The sequence below is a fragment of the Pseudomonas sp. PDNC002 genome (genome assembly GCF_016919445.1).
Lineage (GTDB): Bacteria > Pseudomonadota > Gammaproteobacteria > Pseudomonadales > Pseudomonadaceae > Pseudomonas.
Genome location: NZ_CP070356.1, coordinates 3,498,777 through 3,513,299, shown reverse-complemented (window position 1 = coordinate 3,513,299; position 14,523 = coordinate 3,498,777). Strand labels below are relative to the sequence as shown.

Annotated in this window: 14 protein-coding genes; all 14 read right to left on the bottom strand. The window is 68.5% G+C overall.

Annotated elements, in window-relative coordinates; genetic code table 11:
- Positions 1-276 precede the first annotated feature (276 nt).
- Positions 277-660: a nuclear transport factor 2 family protein gene (locus tag JVX91_RS16195; RefSeq protein ID WP_240201602.1), complete on the bottom strand. Its 384-nt coding sequence runs from the start codon at positions 658-660 to the stop codon at positions 277-279.
- Positions 660-1,862, bottom strand: a complete 1,203-nt coding sequence (locus tag JVX91_RS16190; protein WP_205335215.1) for an acetyl-CoA C-acyltransferase — start codon at positions 1,860-1,862, stop codon at positions 660-662. The genes JVX91_RS16195 and JVX91_RS16190 overlap by 1 nt, the downstream gene beginning before the upstream one ends.
- 145 nt (positions 1,863-2,007) lie before the next feature.
- Positions 2,008-2,466 (bottom strand): MaoC family dehydratase, encoded by a 459-nt coding sequence (locus JVX91_RS16185; RefSeq protein WP_205335214.1) that lies wholly within the window; start codon positions 2,464-2,466, stop codon positions 2,008-2,010.
- A gap of 1 nt (position 2,467) precedes the next feature.
- Positions 2,468-3,250, bottom strand: coding sequence for an SDR family oxidoreductase (locus JVX91_RS16180; protein ID WP_205335213.1), 783 nt, complete (start codon positions 3,248-3,250; stop codon positions 2,468-2,470).
- A 12-nt stretch (positions 3,251-3,262) separates the two neighbouring features.
- The gene (locus JVX91_RS16175; protein ID WP_205335212.1) at positions 3,263-4,456 is read right to left on the bottom strand and encodes an acyl-CoA dehydrogenase family protein; all 1,194 of its coding nucleotides are present in this window, start codon (positions 4,454-4,456) and stop codon (positions 3,263-3,265) included.
- Positions 4,453-5,619 carry an acyl-CoA dehydrogenase family protein gene (locus JVX91_RS16170; protein WP_205335211.1) on the bottom strand — a complete coding sequence of 389 codons (1,167 nt, stop codon included), beginning with the start codon at positions 5,617-5,619 and terminating at the stop codon, positions 4,453-4,455. Before JVX91_RS16170 ends, JVX91_RS16175 begins: the two co-directional genes overlap by 4 nt.
- Positions 5,620-6,565: 946 nt before the next feature.
- Positions 6,566-7,441, bottom strand: coding sequence for an SDR family oxidoreductase (locus JVX91_RS16165; protein ID WP_205335210.1), 876 nt, complete (start codon positions 7,439-7,441; stop codon positions 6,566-6,568).
- Positions 7,442-7,606: 165 nt separating this feature from the next.
- Positions 7,607-8,755 carry an acetyl-CoA C-acetyltransferase gene (locus tag JVX91_RS16160; protein WP_205335209.1) on the bottom strand — a complete coding sequence of 383 codons (1,149 nt, stop codon included), beginning with the start codon at positions 8,753-8,755 and terminating at the stop codon, positions 7,607-7,609.
- Between the two features lie 10 nt (positions 8,756-8,765).
- Positions 8,766-9,827 (bottom strand): acyl-CoA dehydrogenase family protein, encoded by a 1,062-nt coding sequence (locus tag JVX91_RS16155; protein ID WP_205335208.1) that lies wholly within the window; start codon positions 9,825-9,827, stop codon positions 8,766-8,768.
- A gap of 11 nt (positions 9,828-9,838) precedes the next feature.
- A complete protein-coding gene (locus JVX91_RS16150) occupies positions 9,839-11,005 on the bottom strand; it encodes an acyl-CoA dehydrogenase (protein WP_205335207.1) in 1,167 nt (388 codons plus the stop codon).
- Between the two features lie 16 nt (positions 11,006-11,021).
- Positions 11,022-11,774: an enoyl-CoA hydratase family protein gene (locus tag JVX91_RS16145; RefSeq protein WP_205335206.1), complete on the bottom strand. Its 753-nt coding sequence runs from the start codon at positions 11,772-11,774 to the stop codon at positions 11,022-11,024.
- Positions 11,755-12,855 (bottom strand): nitronate monooxygenase, encoded by a 1,101-nt coding sequence (locus JVX91_RS16140; RefSeq protein WP_205335205.1) that lies wholly within the window; start codon positions 12,853-12,855, stop codon positions 11,755-11,757. The genes JVX91_RS16145 and JVX91_RS16140 overlap by 20 nt, the downstream gene beginning before the upstream one ends.
- Entirely contained in the window at positions 12,852-13,709 is an 858-nt protein-coding gene (locus tag JVX91_RS16135; RefSeq protein WP_054907161.1) for an enoyl-CoA hydratase, read from the bottom strand. The genes JVX91_RS16140 and JVX91_RS16135 overlap by 4 nt, the downstream gene beginning before the upstream one ends.
- Positions 13,706-14,521: a ketoacid CoA transferase gene (locus JVX91_RS16130; protein ID WP_205335204.1), complete on the bottom strand. Its 816-nt coding sequence runs from the start codon at positions 14,519-14,521 to the stop codon at positions 13,706-13,708. Before JVX91_RS16130 ends, JVX91_RS16135 begins: the two co-directional genes overlap by 4 nt.
- Positions 14,522-14,523 lie beyond the last annotated feature (2 nt).

The following is a 14,523-nucleotide window of genomic DNA, read 5'->3' as shown; positions in this document are numbered from 1 at the left end:
TTCCCGGGAAGCCCGTGCCGATGCTTTCCCCTCACCCCAGCCCTCTCCCCAGGGAGAGGGAGCTGATCGTGCCGGTTGACGCTGGAGTGTCATCCTGCACCGTACGGCCCCTCTCCCTCTGAGCGGGGCGCGCAGCCAGGGTTAGGGTGAGGGCTGACCGTAGCATGGACCGATCAGGCAGGAGCGGACGCCGTCCGCGATCGACTCCCATCGCGCCGGATGCCATCGCGGACAGAGTCCGCTCCTACGGGTTACAGCCCAGCCCAGACGCTGCCCCTACTCCGGCCGCTGCTCCAGGTTGAGATCCCCCCAATACGCTTTCATGCTGCGAATAAGGCCGTGCTCGTCGAACTCCATCACGTCGATCACATGCAGGCTGCACGGCGCGCCGTTCCAGTTCAGGTCGACGCGGAAAGGCATGGCGCCGCAACCGTTGCCGGTGACCCGCACCGGCCCGGTGAGCTGGGCGCTGGCTTCGGCGCGGCCGAGACCGTCGCGGTAGAAGCGAGCGATGGCCTCGATCCCCACCTGAGGCTCGGCGCCCACCGGGTCCTCGACCACCGCGTCGTCGGCATAGAGCGCAAGGATGCCGTCGATATCGCCGGCATCCACCAGTTCCACGTAACGCGCCATGCGCCGGCGGATCAGCTGGGCGTCCATCAGGCCACCTCGAACAGCGCGGCCGCGCCCATGCCGCCGCCGATGCACATGCTCACCACCACATAACGCACCCCGCGACGACGCCCTTCCAGCAGCGCGTGGCCAGCCATGCGCGCGCCGGACATGCCAAACGGATGGCCGATGGCAATGGCGCCACCGTTGACGTTCAGGCGCTCATCGGGAATGCCCAGCTTGTCCTGGCAGAACAGCACCTGGCAGGCGAAGGCTTCGTTGAGCTCCCACAGGCCGATGTCGTCCATCTTCAGGCCGTGGCGCTGGAGCAGTTTCGGGATCGCGAAGACCGGCCCGATACCCATCTCGTCGGCATTGCAGCCGGCCACCGCCAGGCCCCGGTAGATGCCCAGCGGTTGCAGCCCGCGGCGCTCTGCCTCGCGCGCTTCCATCAGCAGCGATGCCGAGGCGCCGTCGGAGAGTTGGGATGCGTTGCCGGCGGTGATGAACCGCCCCGCTTCGCTCCACTGGCCGCCCTGCCACACCGGTTCCAGGGCGGCGAGGCTGGCAAGCGTGGTGTCGACACGGTTGCATTCGTCACGGTCGATCAGCACGGTTTCGTGACGGCTTTCGCCACTGGCCTTGTCCACCACCAGGCGCTGCGCGTTCAGGGGCAGGATTTCGTCGGCGAACAGGCCATCGCGCTGCGCTGCCGCCGTGCGCTGCTGGCTGCGCAGTGAATACGCATCCTGGGCTTCGCGGCTGATGCCGTAGCGTGCGGCGACGATCTCGGCGGTCTCGATCATCGGGATGTAGGCCGCCGGGTCGTGGGCAAGCACGGCCTGCGACTGGTTGCGGTAGGCGTTCTTGTGCTTGTTCTGCACCAGGGAAATGGACTCCAGGCCGCCGGCCACGGCGATGTCCAGCTCGTTGCAGACGATGGACTTGGCGGCGATGGCGATGCTCATCAGGCCCGATGCGCACTGGCGCTCCACGGCCATGCCGGCCACGCTCGACGGCAAGCCGCCGGCGATGGCGCAGAGGCGGCCGAGGTTGTAGGCCTGGGTGCCCTGCTGCGCGGCGGCGCCGATGATGACGTCCTCCACCTCGCCCGGCTCGGCACCGGCGCGGCGCACCACTTCGGCCACCACTGCGCCACCCATGGCAGGCGCCTCGGTGTCGTTGAAGACGCCACGGAAGGCCTTCCCGATGGCGGTGCGGGCGGTGGAGACGATGACGGCTTCTCTCATTGCGAATCCTCAGGTTTTTGTAAGGGAACCCTGGGCGCGGGCGGCGGCTTTCGTAGGGCGAATAACGCGCCAGCGTTATCCGCCACACCGCAGCCGGCGGATAACCTGTTCCAGGTTATTCGCCCTACGCACGACGAAGAGCTCGTTAAGCGGGGCAGTAACGGCTGATGGTGTCCACCACGCAGCCGGGGCGCTGTTCGCCCTCGATCTCGACGCTGACGCGCACCGTGGCCTGTACCGCGCCCTTCAGCGCCTCGGCGGCAACCAGCTCGGCGCGGCCACGCACGCGGGCGCCGGCCTTGACCACGCTGGGGAAGCGCACGCGGTCGCAGCCGTAGTTGACTCCCATGGCGATACCGCGCACCTCGACGATCTGCGGCAGGAACAGGTTGACCAGCGACAGCGTCAGGTAGCCGTGGGCGATGCAGGTGCCATAGGGACCGCTGGCCGCGCGCACGGGGTCGACATGGATCCACTGGTGGTCGCCGGTGGCCTGCGCGAACTGGTCGATGCGCGACTGGTCGACGGTGAGCCAGTCACTCTCGCCAAGCACTTCGCCGATACAGGCCAGGAGCTCTTCCGGATGCTCGAAGACACGCGCCATGTCAGGCCCTCTGGCTGGAGACCGACAGCACTTCGCCGGTCATGTAGGAGCTGTAGTCGCTGGCCAGGAACATCATCACGTTGGCGATTTCCCAGACCTCGGCGGCGCGGCCGAACGCCTCGGTGGAAGCCAGTTTCTCCAGCAGTTCCTGGGGGGCGGATTTGCGCAGGAAATCGTGCAGGGCGATGCTCGGGCTCACGGCGTTGATGCGCACGCCGTGCTCCGCCGCCTCCAGCGCGGCACAACGGGTCAGCGCCATCACCCCGGCCTTGGCCGCGGCGTAGTGACTCTGCTCTTTCTGCGCGCGCCAGCCGAGCACCGAGGCGTTGTTGACGATGGCGCCGGCGCGGCGCTCCATCATGTACGGCAGCATGGCGCGGGTCATGCGCATGGTGCCGGTGAGGGTGACGTCGAGGACGCGGTGCCACTCCTCGTCGGTCATTTCCACCAGCGTGCGCGAGCCGCCCAGTCCTGCGTTGTTGATCAGCACGTCGACACCGCCCAGGCGTTCCTCGGCGGCCGCCACCAGGGCGCGCACCTGCTCCTCGCTGGTGACATTGCAGACCTGCCCGTACACCGCCTGCAGCCCGCAGGCCTGGCGGATGCGCTCCACCGCCTCGTTCAGCCGGCCTTCATGGATGTCGCTGATCATCAGCGCGCGGCAGCCTTCCTCGGCGGCGCGCAGGGCGGCGGAAAAGCCGATGCCGGCGCCGGCGGCCGCGGTGATCAGCACCGACTTGCCGCGCAGCAGGCCGCGGCCGGATACGTATTCGGGTTTGAGCATGAGTGCGATCTCCTAGCGAGGCACCTTGGGTTCTCTGGGCAGGCCGAGCGCACGCTCGGCGATGAGGTTGCGCTGGATCTCGTTGCTGCCGCCGTAGATGGTGTCGGAGCGGCTGAACAGGGACAGGCCCTGCAAACGGCTGAGCTGGTACGGCGAGCCGTCGAGGATTTCCGCCTCGGCGCCGAGCACGTCCATGGCCAGCTTGCCCAACCGCGCGTGCCACTCGGACCAGCACAGCTTGTAGATCAGCGCCTCGGGCCGCAGGCCGCCGTCCTGTGTGCCGGAGAGCATGCGTAGCGAGTTGTAGCGCAGCACCTTGAGCCCGCCCCAAGCCTCGGCCAGGCGCTGACGCAGCAGCGGGTCGCGGGCGGCGCCATTGGCGCGGGCAATACGGATGATCTCGTCCAGCTCGTTGTGGAACTGCATCTGCTGGCCGAGGGTGGAGACACCACGCTCGAAGCCCAGCAATGCCATGGCGATCTTCCAGCCATCCCCCGGCGCGCCCAGCAGGTTCTCGGCGGCGGTCTCGGCGTCATCGAAGAACACCTCGTTGAATTCCGACGTGCCGGTGAGCTGCTCGATCGGCCGCACGCTGATGCCCGGCTGATTCATCGGCACCAACAGGAAGCAAAGGCCGTGATGGCCGACGCTACCCGCCTCGCTGCGGGCGATGACGAAGCACCAGTCGGATTCGTGGGCCAGCGAGGTCCAGACCTTCTGCCCGTTGATCCGCCACACGCCACGCTCGGCGTCGAAAGTGGCGCGAGTCTTGACCGCCGCAAGGTCGGAGCCGGCGCCCGGCTCGGAATAGCCCTGGCACCAGAACTCCCGGCCGCTGACGATGCCCGGCAGCAGCCGGCGTTTCTGCTCGTCATTGCCGAAGGCGGCGATGGTCGGCCCGGCCAGCCCTTCGCCGATGTGGCCCATGCGACCGGGGCCGCCGGCGCGGGCGTATTCCTCGTGGAAGATCACCTGCTGGTTGATCGACAGGCCGCGCCCGCCGTGCTCCCTGGCCCAGCCCACGCAGGTCCAGCCACCCTCGGCGAGCTTGCGCTCCCAGGCCTTGCGTTCCACCGGGAAGCTGTGCTCGTCACCGGGGCCACCGCGGAAGCGCAGCGGCTCGAACTCGCCGCGCAGGTTGTCCGCCAGCCACTGGGCGAATTCGCCGCGAAAGGCTTCGTCGGCGGCGTCGAATCCGATCTTCATGGGCGTTCCTCCAGGATCGCTGCAGCGATGCGCTCGCGGTGCCAGGCGGGTTTGCCAAACAGGCTCTCGCCGGCGCGGGCGCGCTTGAAGTACAGGTGCGGGTCGTACTCCCAGGTGAAGCCGACCCCGCCATGCAGCTGGATCGACTCGGCGGCGCAGTGGAAGAAGGCTTCCGAAGCTTGGGACTTGGCCACGGCAGCGGCCAGCGGCAGCTCGGCGGCGAGGGCCGAATCGCCCTCAGCGTCCAGCGTGTCCTGGGCCACGCACGCGGCGTAGTAGAGCGCAGAGCGTGCGCATTCGACCTTCACCATCATGTCCGCCATGCGGTGCTTGAGCGCCTGGAAACTGCCCACCGGGCGGCCGAACTGCTGGCGTTCACGGGTGTAGGCGACGGTGAGGTCGAGCGCCTGCTGGGCGCCGCCGACCTGCTCGGCGGCCAGGGCGATAGCGGCCAGTTGCAGGACGGTTTGCAGTTTCGGCCAGGCGCTGCCGGCTACGCCGAGCAATGCGTCGGCGGGGAGATAGAGATTGTCCAATTCGATTTCGGCGAGCGGGCGGGTCTGGTCCAGCGTTGGCAAGGCACGACGCTGCAAGCCGGTGCTGATCGCAGGAACGGCGAACAGGCAGATGCCCTCTTCACCCCGGCTGCCGGCCAGCCGCGCGGGGATCAGCAGCAGGTCGGCACTGTGGCCATCTAGCACCGGGCGCAGGCGGCCATCCAGCACGAAACCCTCGCCCTCCTTGCGCGCCTGGATCTGAACCGCGCCGACGTCCGGCGCACCTTCGGCGCCCAGCGTCAGGGTTGCGCTCAGGCTGCCCTCGGCCAATGCCGGCAACCATCGCGCCTGTTGCGCCTCGTCACCCAGCAGGCGCAGGGCGCAGATGGCGATGGCACTGGCGAGGAACGGCAGCGACGCCAGGCGACGGCCCAACTGCTCCTGGACGATCGCCAGCTCGACGAAGCCCAGCCCCAGGCCGCCGTGGGCCTCGGGCACCAGCAACGCCTGCCAGCCGAGTTCATCGCGAATCCGCTGCCAGAGCATGGCGTCGTGCCCGCCCGCGGCCATGGCCACGCGCACGGCGCTGGTAGGTGAAGCATCGGCGAGAAAGCTCTCCGCGCTGTCGCGGATCATCAGCTGCTCGTCGGTGAAGGCGAATTCCATGGAAAGCGGCCCTGTGGTGTCGGATGGGCGCAGTCTGGCGGGAGATGCTCGGGCGGGAATCGTCCGAATGGACGTGGGGGAAGACGAGAGGAAGACTGCTCGCGATTCGCACCATGTGCGTGAATCGCAGGCATGGGCTAGGGAGCCCCGCCTTGCCTGGAAACTCAAGAGCCCCTCACCCTAGCCCTCTCCCGCAAGCGGGAGAGGGGACCGTTCGGTGCAGGAAGAATTCATGGCGTCAGCCGACACGATCCTCCCCCTCTCCCGCAAGCCGGAGAGAGGACCGTTCGGTGCAGGAAGAATTCATGGCGTCAGCCGACACGATCCTCCCCCTCTCCCGCAAGCGGGAGAGGGGACCGTTCGGTGCGGGAAGAATTCATGGCGTCAGCCGACACGATCCTCCCCCTCTCCCGCAAGCCGGAGAGAGGACCGTTCGGTGCAGGAAGAATTCATGGCGTCAGCCGGCACGATCTTCCCCCTCTCCCGCAAGCGGGAGAGGGGGCCGTTCGGTGCGGGAAGAATTCATGGCGTCAGCCGACACGATCTTCCCCCTCTCCCGCAAGCCGGAGAGAAGACCGTTCGGTGCAGGAAGAATTCATGGCGTTAGCCGGCACGATCTGCCCCCTCTCCCGCAAGCGGGAGAGGGGCCGTTCGGTGCAGGAAGAATTCATGGCGTCAGCCGGCACGATCTGCCTCCTCTCCCGCAAACGGGAGAGGAGCCGTTCGGTGCAGGAAGAATTCATGGCGTCAGCCGGCACGATCTTCCCCCTCTCCCGCAAGCGGGAGAGGGGCCGTTCGGTGCAGGAAGAATTCATGGCGTCAGCCGGCACGATCTGCCCCCTCTCCCTCAGGAGCGGGGCGCGCAGCCAGGGTTGGGGTGAGGGGGAAGTACACACACGGATTTACCTGGAAGAAGACAGTTGCGCCCTCAGAGCGTGGCGGATCATCAGGTGCCATACACCTTCTGGGCGGGCACGGCGCGCTCGATCAGTTCGCTGACCACCCCGCCGATTTCCCGCGGTAACCAGCGCTCGCCCTTGTCGCGTTCCGGCCCCCGGCGCCAGCCATCGCCGAGGGACAGCTTGCCGCCCTCCACTTCGAACAGGCGACCAGTAACGTGCTGTGACTCCTCGCTGACCAGCCAGGCCACCAGCGGCGCGACGTTCTCCGGTGCGAAGTGGTCGAAGCCCTCTTCCGGCTTCTTCATCACGCTAGCGAACACCTGCTCGGTCATGCCTGTTCGTGCGGCCGGAGCCAGGGCGTTGGCGGTGATGCCGTAGCGCGTCAGTTCGGCGGCCTGCACCAGCGTAAGGGAAGCAATGCCGCCCTTGGCCGCCGAGTAGTTGGACTGGCCGATGGAACCCTGCAACCCGGCACCGGAGCTGGTATTGATGATCCGCGCGCGCACCGTCGCGCCGGCCTTGGCCTGGTCGCGCCAGTGCTGCACGGCGTGGCTGGCGATGCAGAAGTGACCCTTGAGGTGCACGTTCATCACCGCGTCCCAGTCGGCCTCGGTGAGGCTGGCGAACATGCGGTCGCGGCAGATGCCGGCATTGTTGACCACCGCATGCAGGTCACCGAAGGCGGCGATGGCGGCGCGGACGATCTCGCCGGCCTCGTGGTAGTCGGTGATGTCGTGGCAGTCGCCGATGGCCTGGCCGCCCTGGTCACGGATCAGCGCGACAACGCCGGTCACGGCTTCGCGGTTGATGTCGTTGACCACCACTTTCGCGCCCTCGGCCGCCAGGGCCAGGGCGTAGGCGCGGCCAAGGCCACCGCCTGCGCCGGTGATGATGACGACGCGGTCTTTGCAGATGGACATGGGGATCTCCAAGGGGTTGCGCTAGTACGCGCAGAGCAAATCTTCGGGGCGTAGCGAGCGACGGCCAGGCAAGGCGGAATGCGGGGCGGGAAGCGGAGTTGGCTGCAGCCAATGAGCATTCACGACCCGCATTCCAACGCCGCATGGCCTAGCGCAGCAGCCCCATCACAGTCTCTCGATGATGGTCACGTTGGCCTGCCCGCCGCCTTCACACATGGTCTGCAGGCCGTAGCGGCCGCCAGTGCGCTCCAGCTCATGCAGCAGCGTGGTCATCAGCCGCGCGCCGGTGGCGCCCAGCGGGTGGCCGAGGGCGATGGCGCCGCCATTGACGTTGGTGCGCTCGTGGGGGTAGCCGGTTTCCTGCAGCCAGGCCATGACCACCGAGGCGAAGGCTTCGTTGATCTCCACCCGGTCGATATCGTCCAGGCGCATGCCGGCCTTCTTCAGGGCGTATTCAGTGGCCGGGATGGGCGCGGTGAGCATCCACACCGGGTTGTCCGCGCGCACGCTGAGGTGGTGGATGCGCGCACGCGGCGTCAGGTTGTAGCGTTTGAGCGCACGCTCCGAGACGATCAGCAGCGCGCTGGCGGCGTCGCAGGTCTGGCTGGAAACACCTGCCGTGACGCGGTCGCAACCGAACAGGATTTCCAGTTCGGCCATCTTCGCCAAACTGGTCTGCCTCGGCGTCTCGTCATGTTGAACACCGGCCAGCGGGACGATCTCGCGGGCGAAGCGCCCCGCCTCGATGGCGCGCAAGGCGCGGCGATGGGACTCCAGCGAATAGGCTTCCAGCGCCTCCCGGCTGATATGCCACTTCTCCGCAATCATCTGAGCCGAAAGGAACTGGCTCGGCGGCGTGGCGCCATAGCGCCTGACCCAGCCTTCCGAGCCGCTGAAGGGATCGCTGAAGCCCAGCGGCTCGGCGGCGGTCATGGCCGAAGAAATCGGAATCTGCGTCATGGTCTGCACGCCGCCGGCGATCACCACGTCCTGGGTGCCGCTCATCACCGCCTGCGCGGCGAAGTGCACGGCCTGCTGCGAGGAGCCGCACTGGCGGTCCACCGTGGTGCCGGGCACGCCCTGGTCCAGGCCGGCGGCCAGCCAGCAGGTGCGGGCGATGTCGCCGGCCAGTGGGCCGATGGTATCGACGCAGCCGAAGATGACGTCGTCGTAGTCCGCGTCGGGGATGCCGTTGCGCTGCACCAGCTCGCGCAGCACGTGGGCGCCCAGGTCGGCGGCATGGATCTGCGCCAGGCCGCCCTTGCGCTTGCCGGTGGGCGTGCGCAGGGCGTCGACTATGTAGGCTTCTGCCATTTCGATCTCCTCAGACCGCGAAGGTATGACCGGCGCCGGCGCTGATCGCCCCGCCGAACAGTGCCTGGCACAACCGCGCCTTGTGCAGGCTGCGGTCGCCCCAGACCTTGTCCAGGGCCCAGGCGCGCTTCATGTAGAGCTGCAGGTCGACTTCCCAGGTGTAGCCCATGGCGCCGTGCACCTGGATGGCATTCTTCGCCGCCAACTGCGCGGCTTCCGAGCACGCCAGGCGTGCCTGGGAAACGTGCAGTGCGGCCTGCGGGTGACTCTCGGCGAGGGACTGCGCAGCGCGGTACAGCGGCGCCTTGGCGAACTCGATGAGCACCGCCACATCGGCCATCAGGTGCTTGACCGCCTGGAAGCTGCCGATGGGTTTGCCGAACTGCTTGCGCTCGAAGCTGTAGTCCACCGCCAGGTCGACCATGCGCCGGGCCAGACCCAGCTGCTGCGCGGCACACGCCAACGCCCCGCGCTCGAAGGCCGCCGCCCACAAGCTGCGGGCCTGTTCGCCAGTGGCCACGCGAGTCTCGGCGCTGGGCGTCCAGGCGACGCTGAACAGGCGGCGTGCCGGGTCGAGCGCCAGACTGCGGGTCAGCTGCACGGCCTCGCGTGGGACGGCGTGGATTTCGTCGTGGTGACCGAGCAACAACAGATCGGCGACGTGGGCGTCGGCTACCAGCAAGTTGTCCGGATGGCCGACCGCAAGCCGCGCCTGGCCGGCGGCGACACGCCCTAGCCAATCGGCCTTCAGCGCCTCGTGCTCGTCACCGAGCGCGGCCAGCAACGGCGCGCCCACCAGCACGCTGTCGAGCAGTGGTTCGGCCAGCGCGGCATAGCCGCATTCCTGCGCCGGCAGCACCCAGTCGGTCTCGTCCAGGCCCAGGCCACCATAGGCTTCGGGCAGGTTCAGGGCGGTCAGGCCGAGTTCGGCGAGTTGCGCCCAGAGTTCGTCGCTGCGCCCGGTCTCGCTGCCCCAGAGTTCGCGCTGGCGCTCCGGGGTCACCTGGTTGGTGAGGAAGGCGCGCACGCTGTCGTGGAAGCTCAGCTGGTCGTCGTTGAAAGTGAAGTCCATGTCCCGGCTCCTCAGGCGCGCGGCATGCCGAGCATGCGTTCGGCGATGATGTTGCGCTGGATTTCGTTGGTGCCGGCGTAGATCGGGCCGGCCAGGGAGAACAGGAAACCGTCCAGCCAGCGCCCGACCTCACCGGCCAGCGGCTCGCCGGGCAGCAGTTCGGCGCGGGCGCCGAGGATGCTCAGCGCGGTGTCGTGCATGCGCTGGTCCAGCTCCGACCAGAAGATCTTGTTGGTCGAGGATTCCGGGCCGATGCGGCCGCCCTGCTGCAGGCGCGAGGCGGTCATGTAGGTACTCAGGGTGTAGGCCTCGGCGTCGAGCCAGGCACGCATCACCGCCTCGCCGATGGCCGGGTCGCGGTCGGCCGCCTCACGGTTGTCCAGGTACAGCTGCAGCAGGCGCCGCGCGGTTTCCTGGAAGCGCGCCGGGGAGCGCAGCATCAGCCCGCGCTCGAAGCCGGCGGTGGACATCGCCACGTGCCAGCCCTGCCCTTCGCCGCCGAGTACGTTCTCCACCGGCACCTTGACGTCATCGAAGAAGATTTCCGCGAAGCCCGGCAGGCCATCGAGCTGGGCGATCGGGCGCACGGTGATGCCGGGCGAATCCAGCGGTACCAGGATGAAGGTCAGCCCGTGGTGGCGGCTGGAGGCCGGGTCGGTGCGGAACATGCCGAACAGCCAGTCGGCCCACACCGCGCGGGTCGACCAGGTCTTCTGGCCGTTGATCACGTAGTGGTCGCCCACGCGCTCGGCCCGCGAACGGATCGCCGCCATGTCGGAGCCCGCGCCCGGCTCGGACCAGCCCTGGGCCCAGACGTCCTGCCCGCGCGCCATGCGCGGCAGGAAGCGGGCCTTCTGCTCGTCGGTGCCGAATTCCATCAGCGTCGGGCCGAGCAGGAAGATGCCGTTCTGGTTGACCCGGCCGGGAGCGCCGGCGCGGTAATACTCTTCCTCGAAAATCAGCCACTGGATCAGGTCGCAACCGCGGCCGCCGTACTCCTGCGGCCAGGTCACCATGCCCCAGTGGCCGTCGTGCAGGCGCGCTTCCCACTCGCGGTGCAGGCGGAAGCCTTCCTCGGTGTCGTACGAGGGCAAGGGGTTCTTCGGCACGTTGGCCGCCAGCCAGGCGCGCGCTTCCTCGCGGAAGGCCTGTTGTTCGTTGTTGTAGTTCAGGTCCATGGGCTGCTGCCTGTGATCAGTTGAATTGCGCTTCGCGCTTCTCGACGAAGGAGTCGCGCGCTTCCTGGGAGTCCAGCGAGCGGTAGGCCTCGAGGGTGAAGCCCTGCTCCCAGCGGTACTTGTCTTCGAGGTTGCCGTCCTCGATGCCGGTCAGCGCCTCCTTGGCCAGGGCGATCATCGCCGGGCTCTTGGCGGCGATCCTGCGGGCCACGTCCAGCGCCGCGTCGCGCAGCTGCTCGCGCGGCACCACGCGCTCCACCGCGCCCAGGCGATAGGCCTCGAAGGCATCGATGGGCTCGCCGGTGAAGTACATGTGGCGCACCTTCTGCACCGGGAACAGGCGCTGCAGGTGCGCGCCGCCGCCCATGGCGCCGCGGTCCACCTCGGGCACGCCGAAAGTCGCGCACTCGCTGGCGACCACGATGTCCGCCGCGCCGCACAGGCCGATGCCGCCGCCCAGGACGAAGCCGTGCACGGCGGCGATCACCGGCTTGGGATTGCGGTGCACGGCCTTGAAGCTGTCGTAGTTGCCCTTGTTCACCGCGACGATCAGGTTGCCGTCGGCGGCCAGTTCCTTGATGTCGACGCCGGCGCAGAAGCCCCGGCCCTCGGCGCGGATGACGATGACTCGCACCACGTCTTCGCGGCCCAGGCGTTCCAGCTCGGCGGCGATGGCGGCCCAGCCGGCGCAGTCGAAGGCGTTCACCGGCGGCCGGTCGAACACCAGCTCGGCGATGTGCTCGTGGATCTCAACGCGAAACGGCGGCATGGCGGTTCTCCTGTGACGGCTGCGGTTCTACCCGGCGGGCCAGCTCGGCGAGGCGGACTTCGGCCTGGGTGACGATGTTCTGGATGATCTCGGCGCACGGCAGGCGGCAACCGAGCAGCGCGGCGACCTGCCCGGCCGGCAGCACGCCATCTTCGGGTTGGCCATCGACCATGGCCTTCTGAATGACCATGGGCGCGTTGGCCGCCAGCAACGCCTGGGAAAGCGTCAGCTCGCCGCGATGGCGCAGGGACTGGAGCATCTGCGCCAGGCTGATGCCGGAGTGGCGGCGGTAGGCCAGCGCGCACTGCACGGCCAGGCCCAGGCGGCGCCAGGGGCCGGCAGCCTCCAGGGCGTCGAGCAGTTCGTTGCGGATCATCCGTTGCGGCAGGCCGTCCAGCGCGCGGCTGACGATCACCTTCGCCGGGTCCTTCACGCCCAGGTAGCGCGCCAGGGTGGCGTCCGGCACCGGGCTTTCGCGGCTCATCAGGAAGCGCGTACCCATGGCCACGCCCTCGGCGCCCAGGGCCAGCGCAGCCACCAGGCCGGCGCCGTCATGGAAGCCGCCTGCCGCGACGACCGGCACCTGCACCGCTTCGCGCACCTGCGCCAGCAGCAGCGAGGTCGGCACGGCGCCGGTGTGGCCGCCGCCCTCGCCGCCCTGCACGGTGACGATGTCGGCGCCCATCTCCACGGCCTTCTGCGCGTGCTTGAGCGCACCGACGGTGGGCATGCAGATCACCCCGGCGTCCTTCAGCCGGGCGATCATCTGCTTGCCCGGCGAGCGGCTGTAGCTCACTGCTTTCACCCCATGGCGCAGCACCAGTTCGACGATCTCGCCGGCGTTGGGCTGGTACATATGGAAGTTCACGCCGAACGGCGCCGCCGTCAGCGAGCGGGTTTCCAGAATCGCCGCTTCCATCCGCTGCGGCTCGATGGTCGCCCCAGCGAGGAAGCCGAAGCCGCCGGCATTGCCGGTGGCCGCCACCAGGTGCGGATCGGCCACCCAGCCCATGGCGGTCTGGATGATCGGGTAGCGGCAACCGAGCAGCTGGGTGACGCGGGTGCTCAAGTCCGCACTCATCGGCCGCCCTCCACCGGCTCGCGCTGCGAGCTGGCCATGGCGCGGGCGTCGTAGCCGCCCAGGCGGTCGCCGCTGACCAGCTCGTTGTGGGCGTGGGCGAAGTGGTGCAGGCCGAACACCATGTCCATGGTCGCGCGCTTGCCCATCAGGTCCTCGGCGTTGTTCACCGCCTGCTTGGCCAGCTGCAGCCCGAGGCGCGGCATCTCGGCGACGCGCCGGGCCATGTCCAGGGTCACATCCAGCAGCACGTCACGCGGCACCACCTTGTTGACCATGCCCAATTGCCAGGCGCGCTCGGCGCCCAGGCGCTCGCCGAGGAAGAGGAACTCCTTGGCGATGCGCGGATTGAGCTCGTGCACGTGGGCGAAGTACTCGACGCCGGGGATGCCCATGCGCACCACCGGGTCGCGGAAGTAGGCATCGTCGCTGGCGACGATCAGGTCGCAGACCCACGCCAGCATCAACCCGCCGGCGATGCAGGCGCCCTGCACCATGGCCACGGTCGGCTTGGGCATCTCGCGCCAGCGCCGGCACATGCCCAGGTAGACCTCCTGCTCGCGGGCATAGAGGAACTCGCCGCCGGGCTTGTTCACGTGGTCGTACCACAGGCTGGCGCGGTCGAAGCTCTGGTTGACGTCGCGCCCCGGCGTGCCGATGTCGTGGCCGGCGGAGAAGTGCTTGCCCTCGCCGCGCAGGACGATGACCTTGACCGCATCGTCGTCGCAGGCCCGGCGAAAGGCCGCGTCCAGCGCGTAGGTCATCTTCGAGTTCTGCGCGTTGTGGAACTCGGGGCGGTTCATGCTGACCAGGGCCACCGGTCCCTGGACTTCGTAGAGGACGACCTCTTCGCTCATGACCGCACTCCTTCGGCGCTGCGCACGGCCGGCGGGTTGTCCTTGAGCTGGCGGCTGCGCAGATTGTGCGGGTCCAGGCGCTGGAGGATGTCCAGCTGCGCCGCCGTGGGCAGCGAGGTGGTCGCGATCTGCGCAGGCAGCGCCAGGTCGAAGCCGGTGTTGTCCAGCACCTGCGCCAGCTCCACGCCCGGATGCAGCGAGCGCACGCGCATCTGGCGCTGCGGGCCGCCGAAGTCGAGCACGCAGAGGTCGGTGACGATCAGGCGGATGTCGATGTCGTCCAGCGACCAGCCACGGGCCAGGCGCGCCGGGTTGTAGCCGACCGAAGCAACCATGTCGACCTCGCCTTCGACGAACACCCGGCGACTGTGCGCCGGCACGAAGAAGGAGTTGGCGTGGCTGATGGAGTTGCCGGGGAAGCCGCGCACGCCGAGCATCTGTGCCTTGGGTCTGGCGTAGTCGCCGATGCAGGAGATGTTCGCCTGGCCGAAGCGGTCGATCTGGGTCGGCCCGACCAGCGCATGGCGGCGGCCGCCCCAGACGTTGTCGAAGATGCGCGAGAAACCCATCCAGCTGTCGAACTTCGGCGCGTAGCCGTTGCGCGCGCCCAGCGGCACCGGTTCGGCGACCATGAAGGCCTCGGAATCGGTCATCAGCAGGTCCGGGTTGCTGCTCAGCATGGCCAGGGAAGCGGCCAGGCGCGGGACCACGCCGATGCCGGTGGCGAGCACTTCGCCGTCGTCGCGCCAGCACTCGCTGGCGGCGCAGATCAGCAGCTCGGCGAGGCTGCAGGAAGCGGTTGCGTCAGTCATGG

Bases quoted from the DNA above. Each gene is read 5' to 3' on its own strand.
- JVX91_RS16195 (WP_240201602.1), bottom strand. From the start codon at position 660: ATGGACGCCCAGCTGATCCGCCGGCGCATGGCGCGTTACGTGGAACTG.
- JVX91_RS16190 (WP_205335215.1), bottom strand. From the start codon at position 1,862: ATGAGAGAAGCCGTCATCGTCTCCACCGCCCGCACCGCCATCGGGAAG.
- JVX91_RS16185 (WP_205335214.1), bottom strand. From the start codon at position 2,466: ATGGCGCGTGTCTTCGAGCATCCGGAAGAGCTCCTGGCCTGTATCGGC.
- JVX91_RS16180 (WP_205335213.1), bottom strand. From the start codon at position 3,250: ATGCTCAAACCCGAATACGTATCCGGCCGCGGCCTGCTGCGCGGCAAG.
- JVX91_RS16175 (WP_205335212.1), bottom strand. From the start codon at position 4,456: ATGAAGATCGGATTCGACGCCGCCGACGAAGCCTTTCGCGGCGAATTC.
- JVX91_RS16170 (WP_205335211.1), bottom strand. From the start codon at position 5,619: ATGGAATTCGCCTTCACCGACGAGCAGCTGATGATCCGCGACAGCGCG.
- JVX91_RS16165 (WP_205335210.1), bottom strand. From the start codon at position 7,441: ATGTCCATCTGCAAAGACCGCGTCGTCATCATCACCGGCGCAGGCGGT.
- JVX91_RS16160 (WP_205335209.1), bottom strand. From the start codon at position 8,755: ATGGCAGAAGCCTACATAGTCGACGCCCTGCGCACGCCCACCGGCAAG.
- JVX91_RS16155 (WP_205335208.1), bottom strand. From the start codon at position 9,827: ATGGACTTCACTTTCAACGACGACCAGCTGAGCTTCCACGACAGCGTG.
- JVX91_RS16150 (WP_205335207.1), bottom strand. From the start codon at position 11,005: ATGGACCTGAACTACAACAACGAACAACAGGCCTTCCGCGAGGAAGCG.
- JVX91_RS16145 (WP_205335206.1), bottom strand. From the start codon at position 11,774: ATGCCGCCGTTTCGCGTTGAGATCCACGAGCACATCGCCGAGCTGGTG.
- JVX91_RS16140 (WP_205335205.1), bottom strand. From the start codon at position 12,855: ATGAGTGCGGACTTGAGCACCCGCGTCACCCAGCTGCTCGGTTGCCGC.
- JVX91_RS16135 (WP_054907161.1), bottom strand. From the start codon at position 13,709: ATGAGCGAAGAGGTCGTCCTCTACGAAGTCCAGGGACCGGTGGCCCTG.
- JVX91_RS16130 (WP_205335204.1), bottom strand. From the start codon at position 14,521: ATGACTGACGCAACCGCTTCCTGCAGCCTCGCCGAGCTGCTGATCTGC.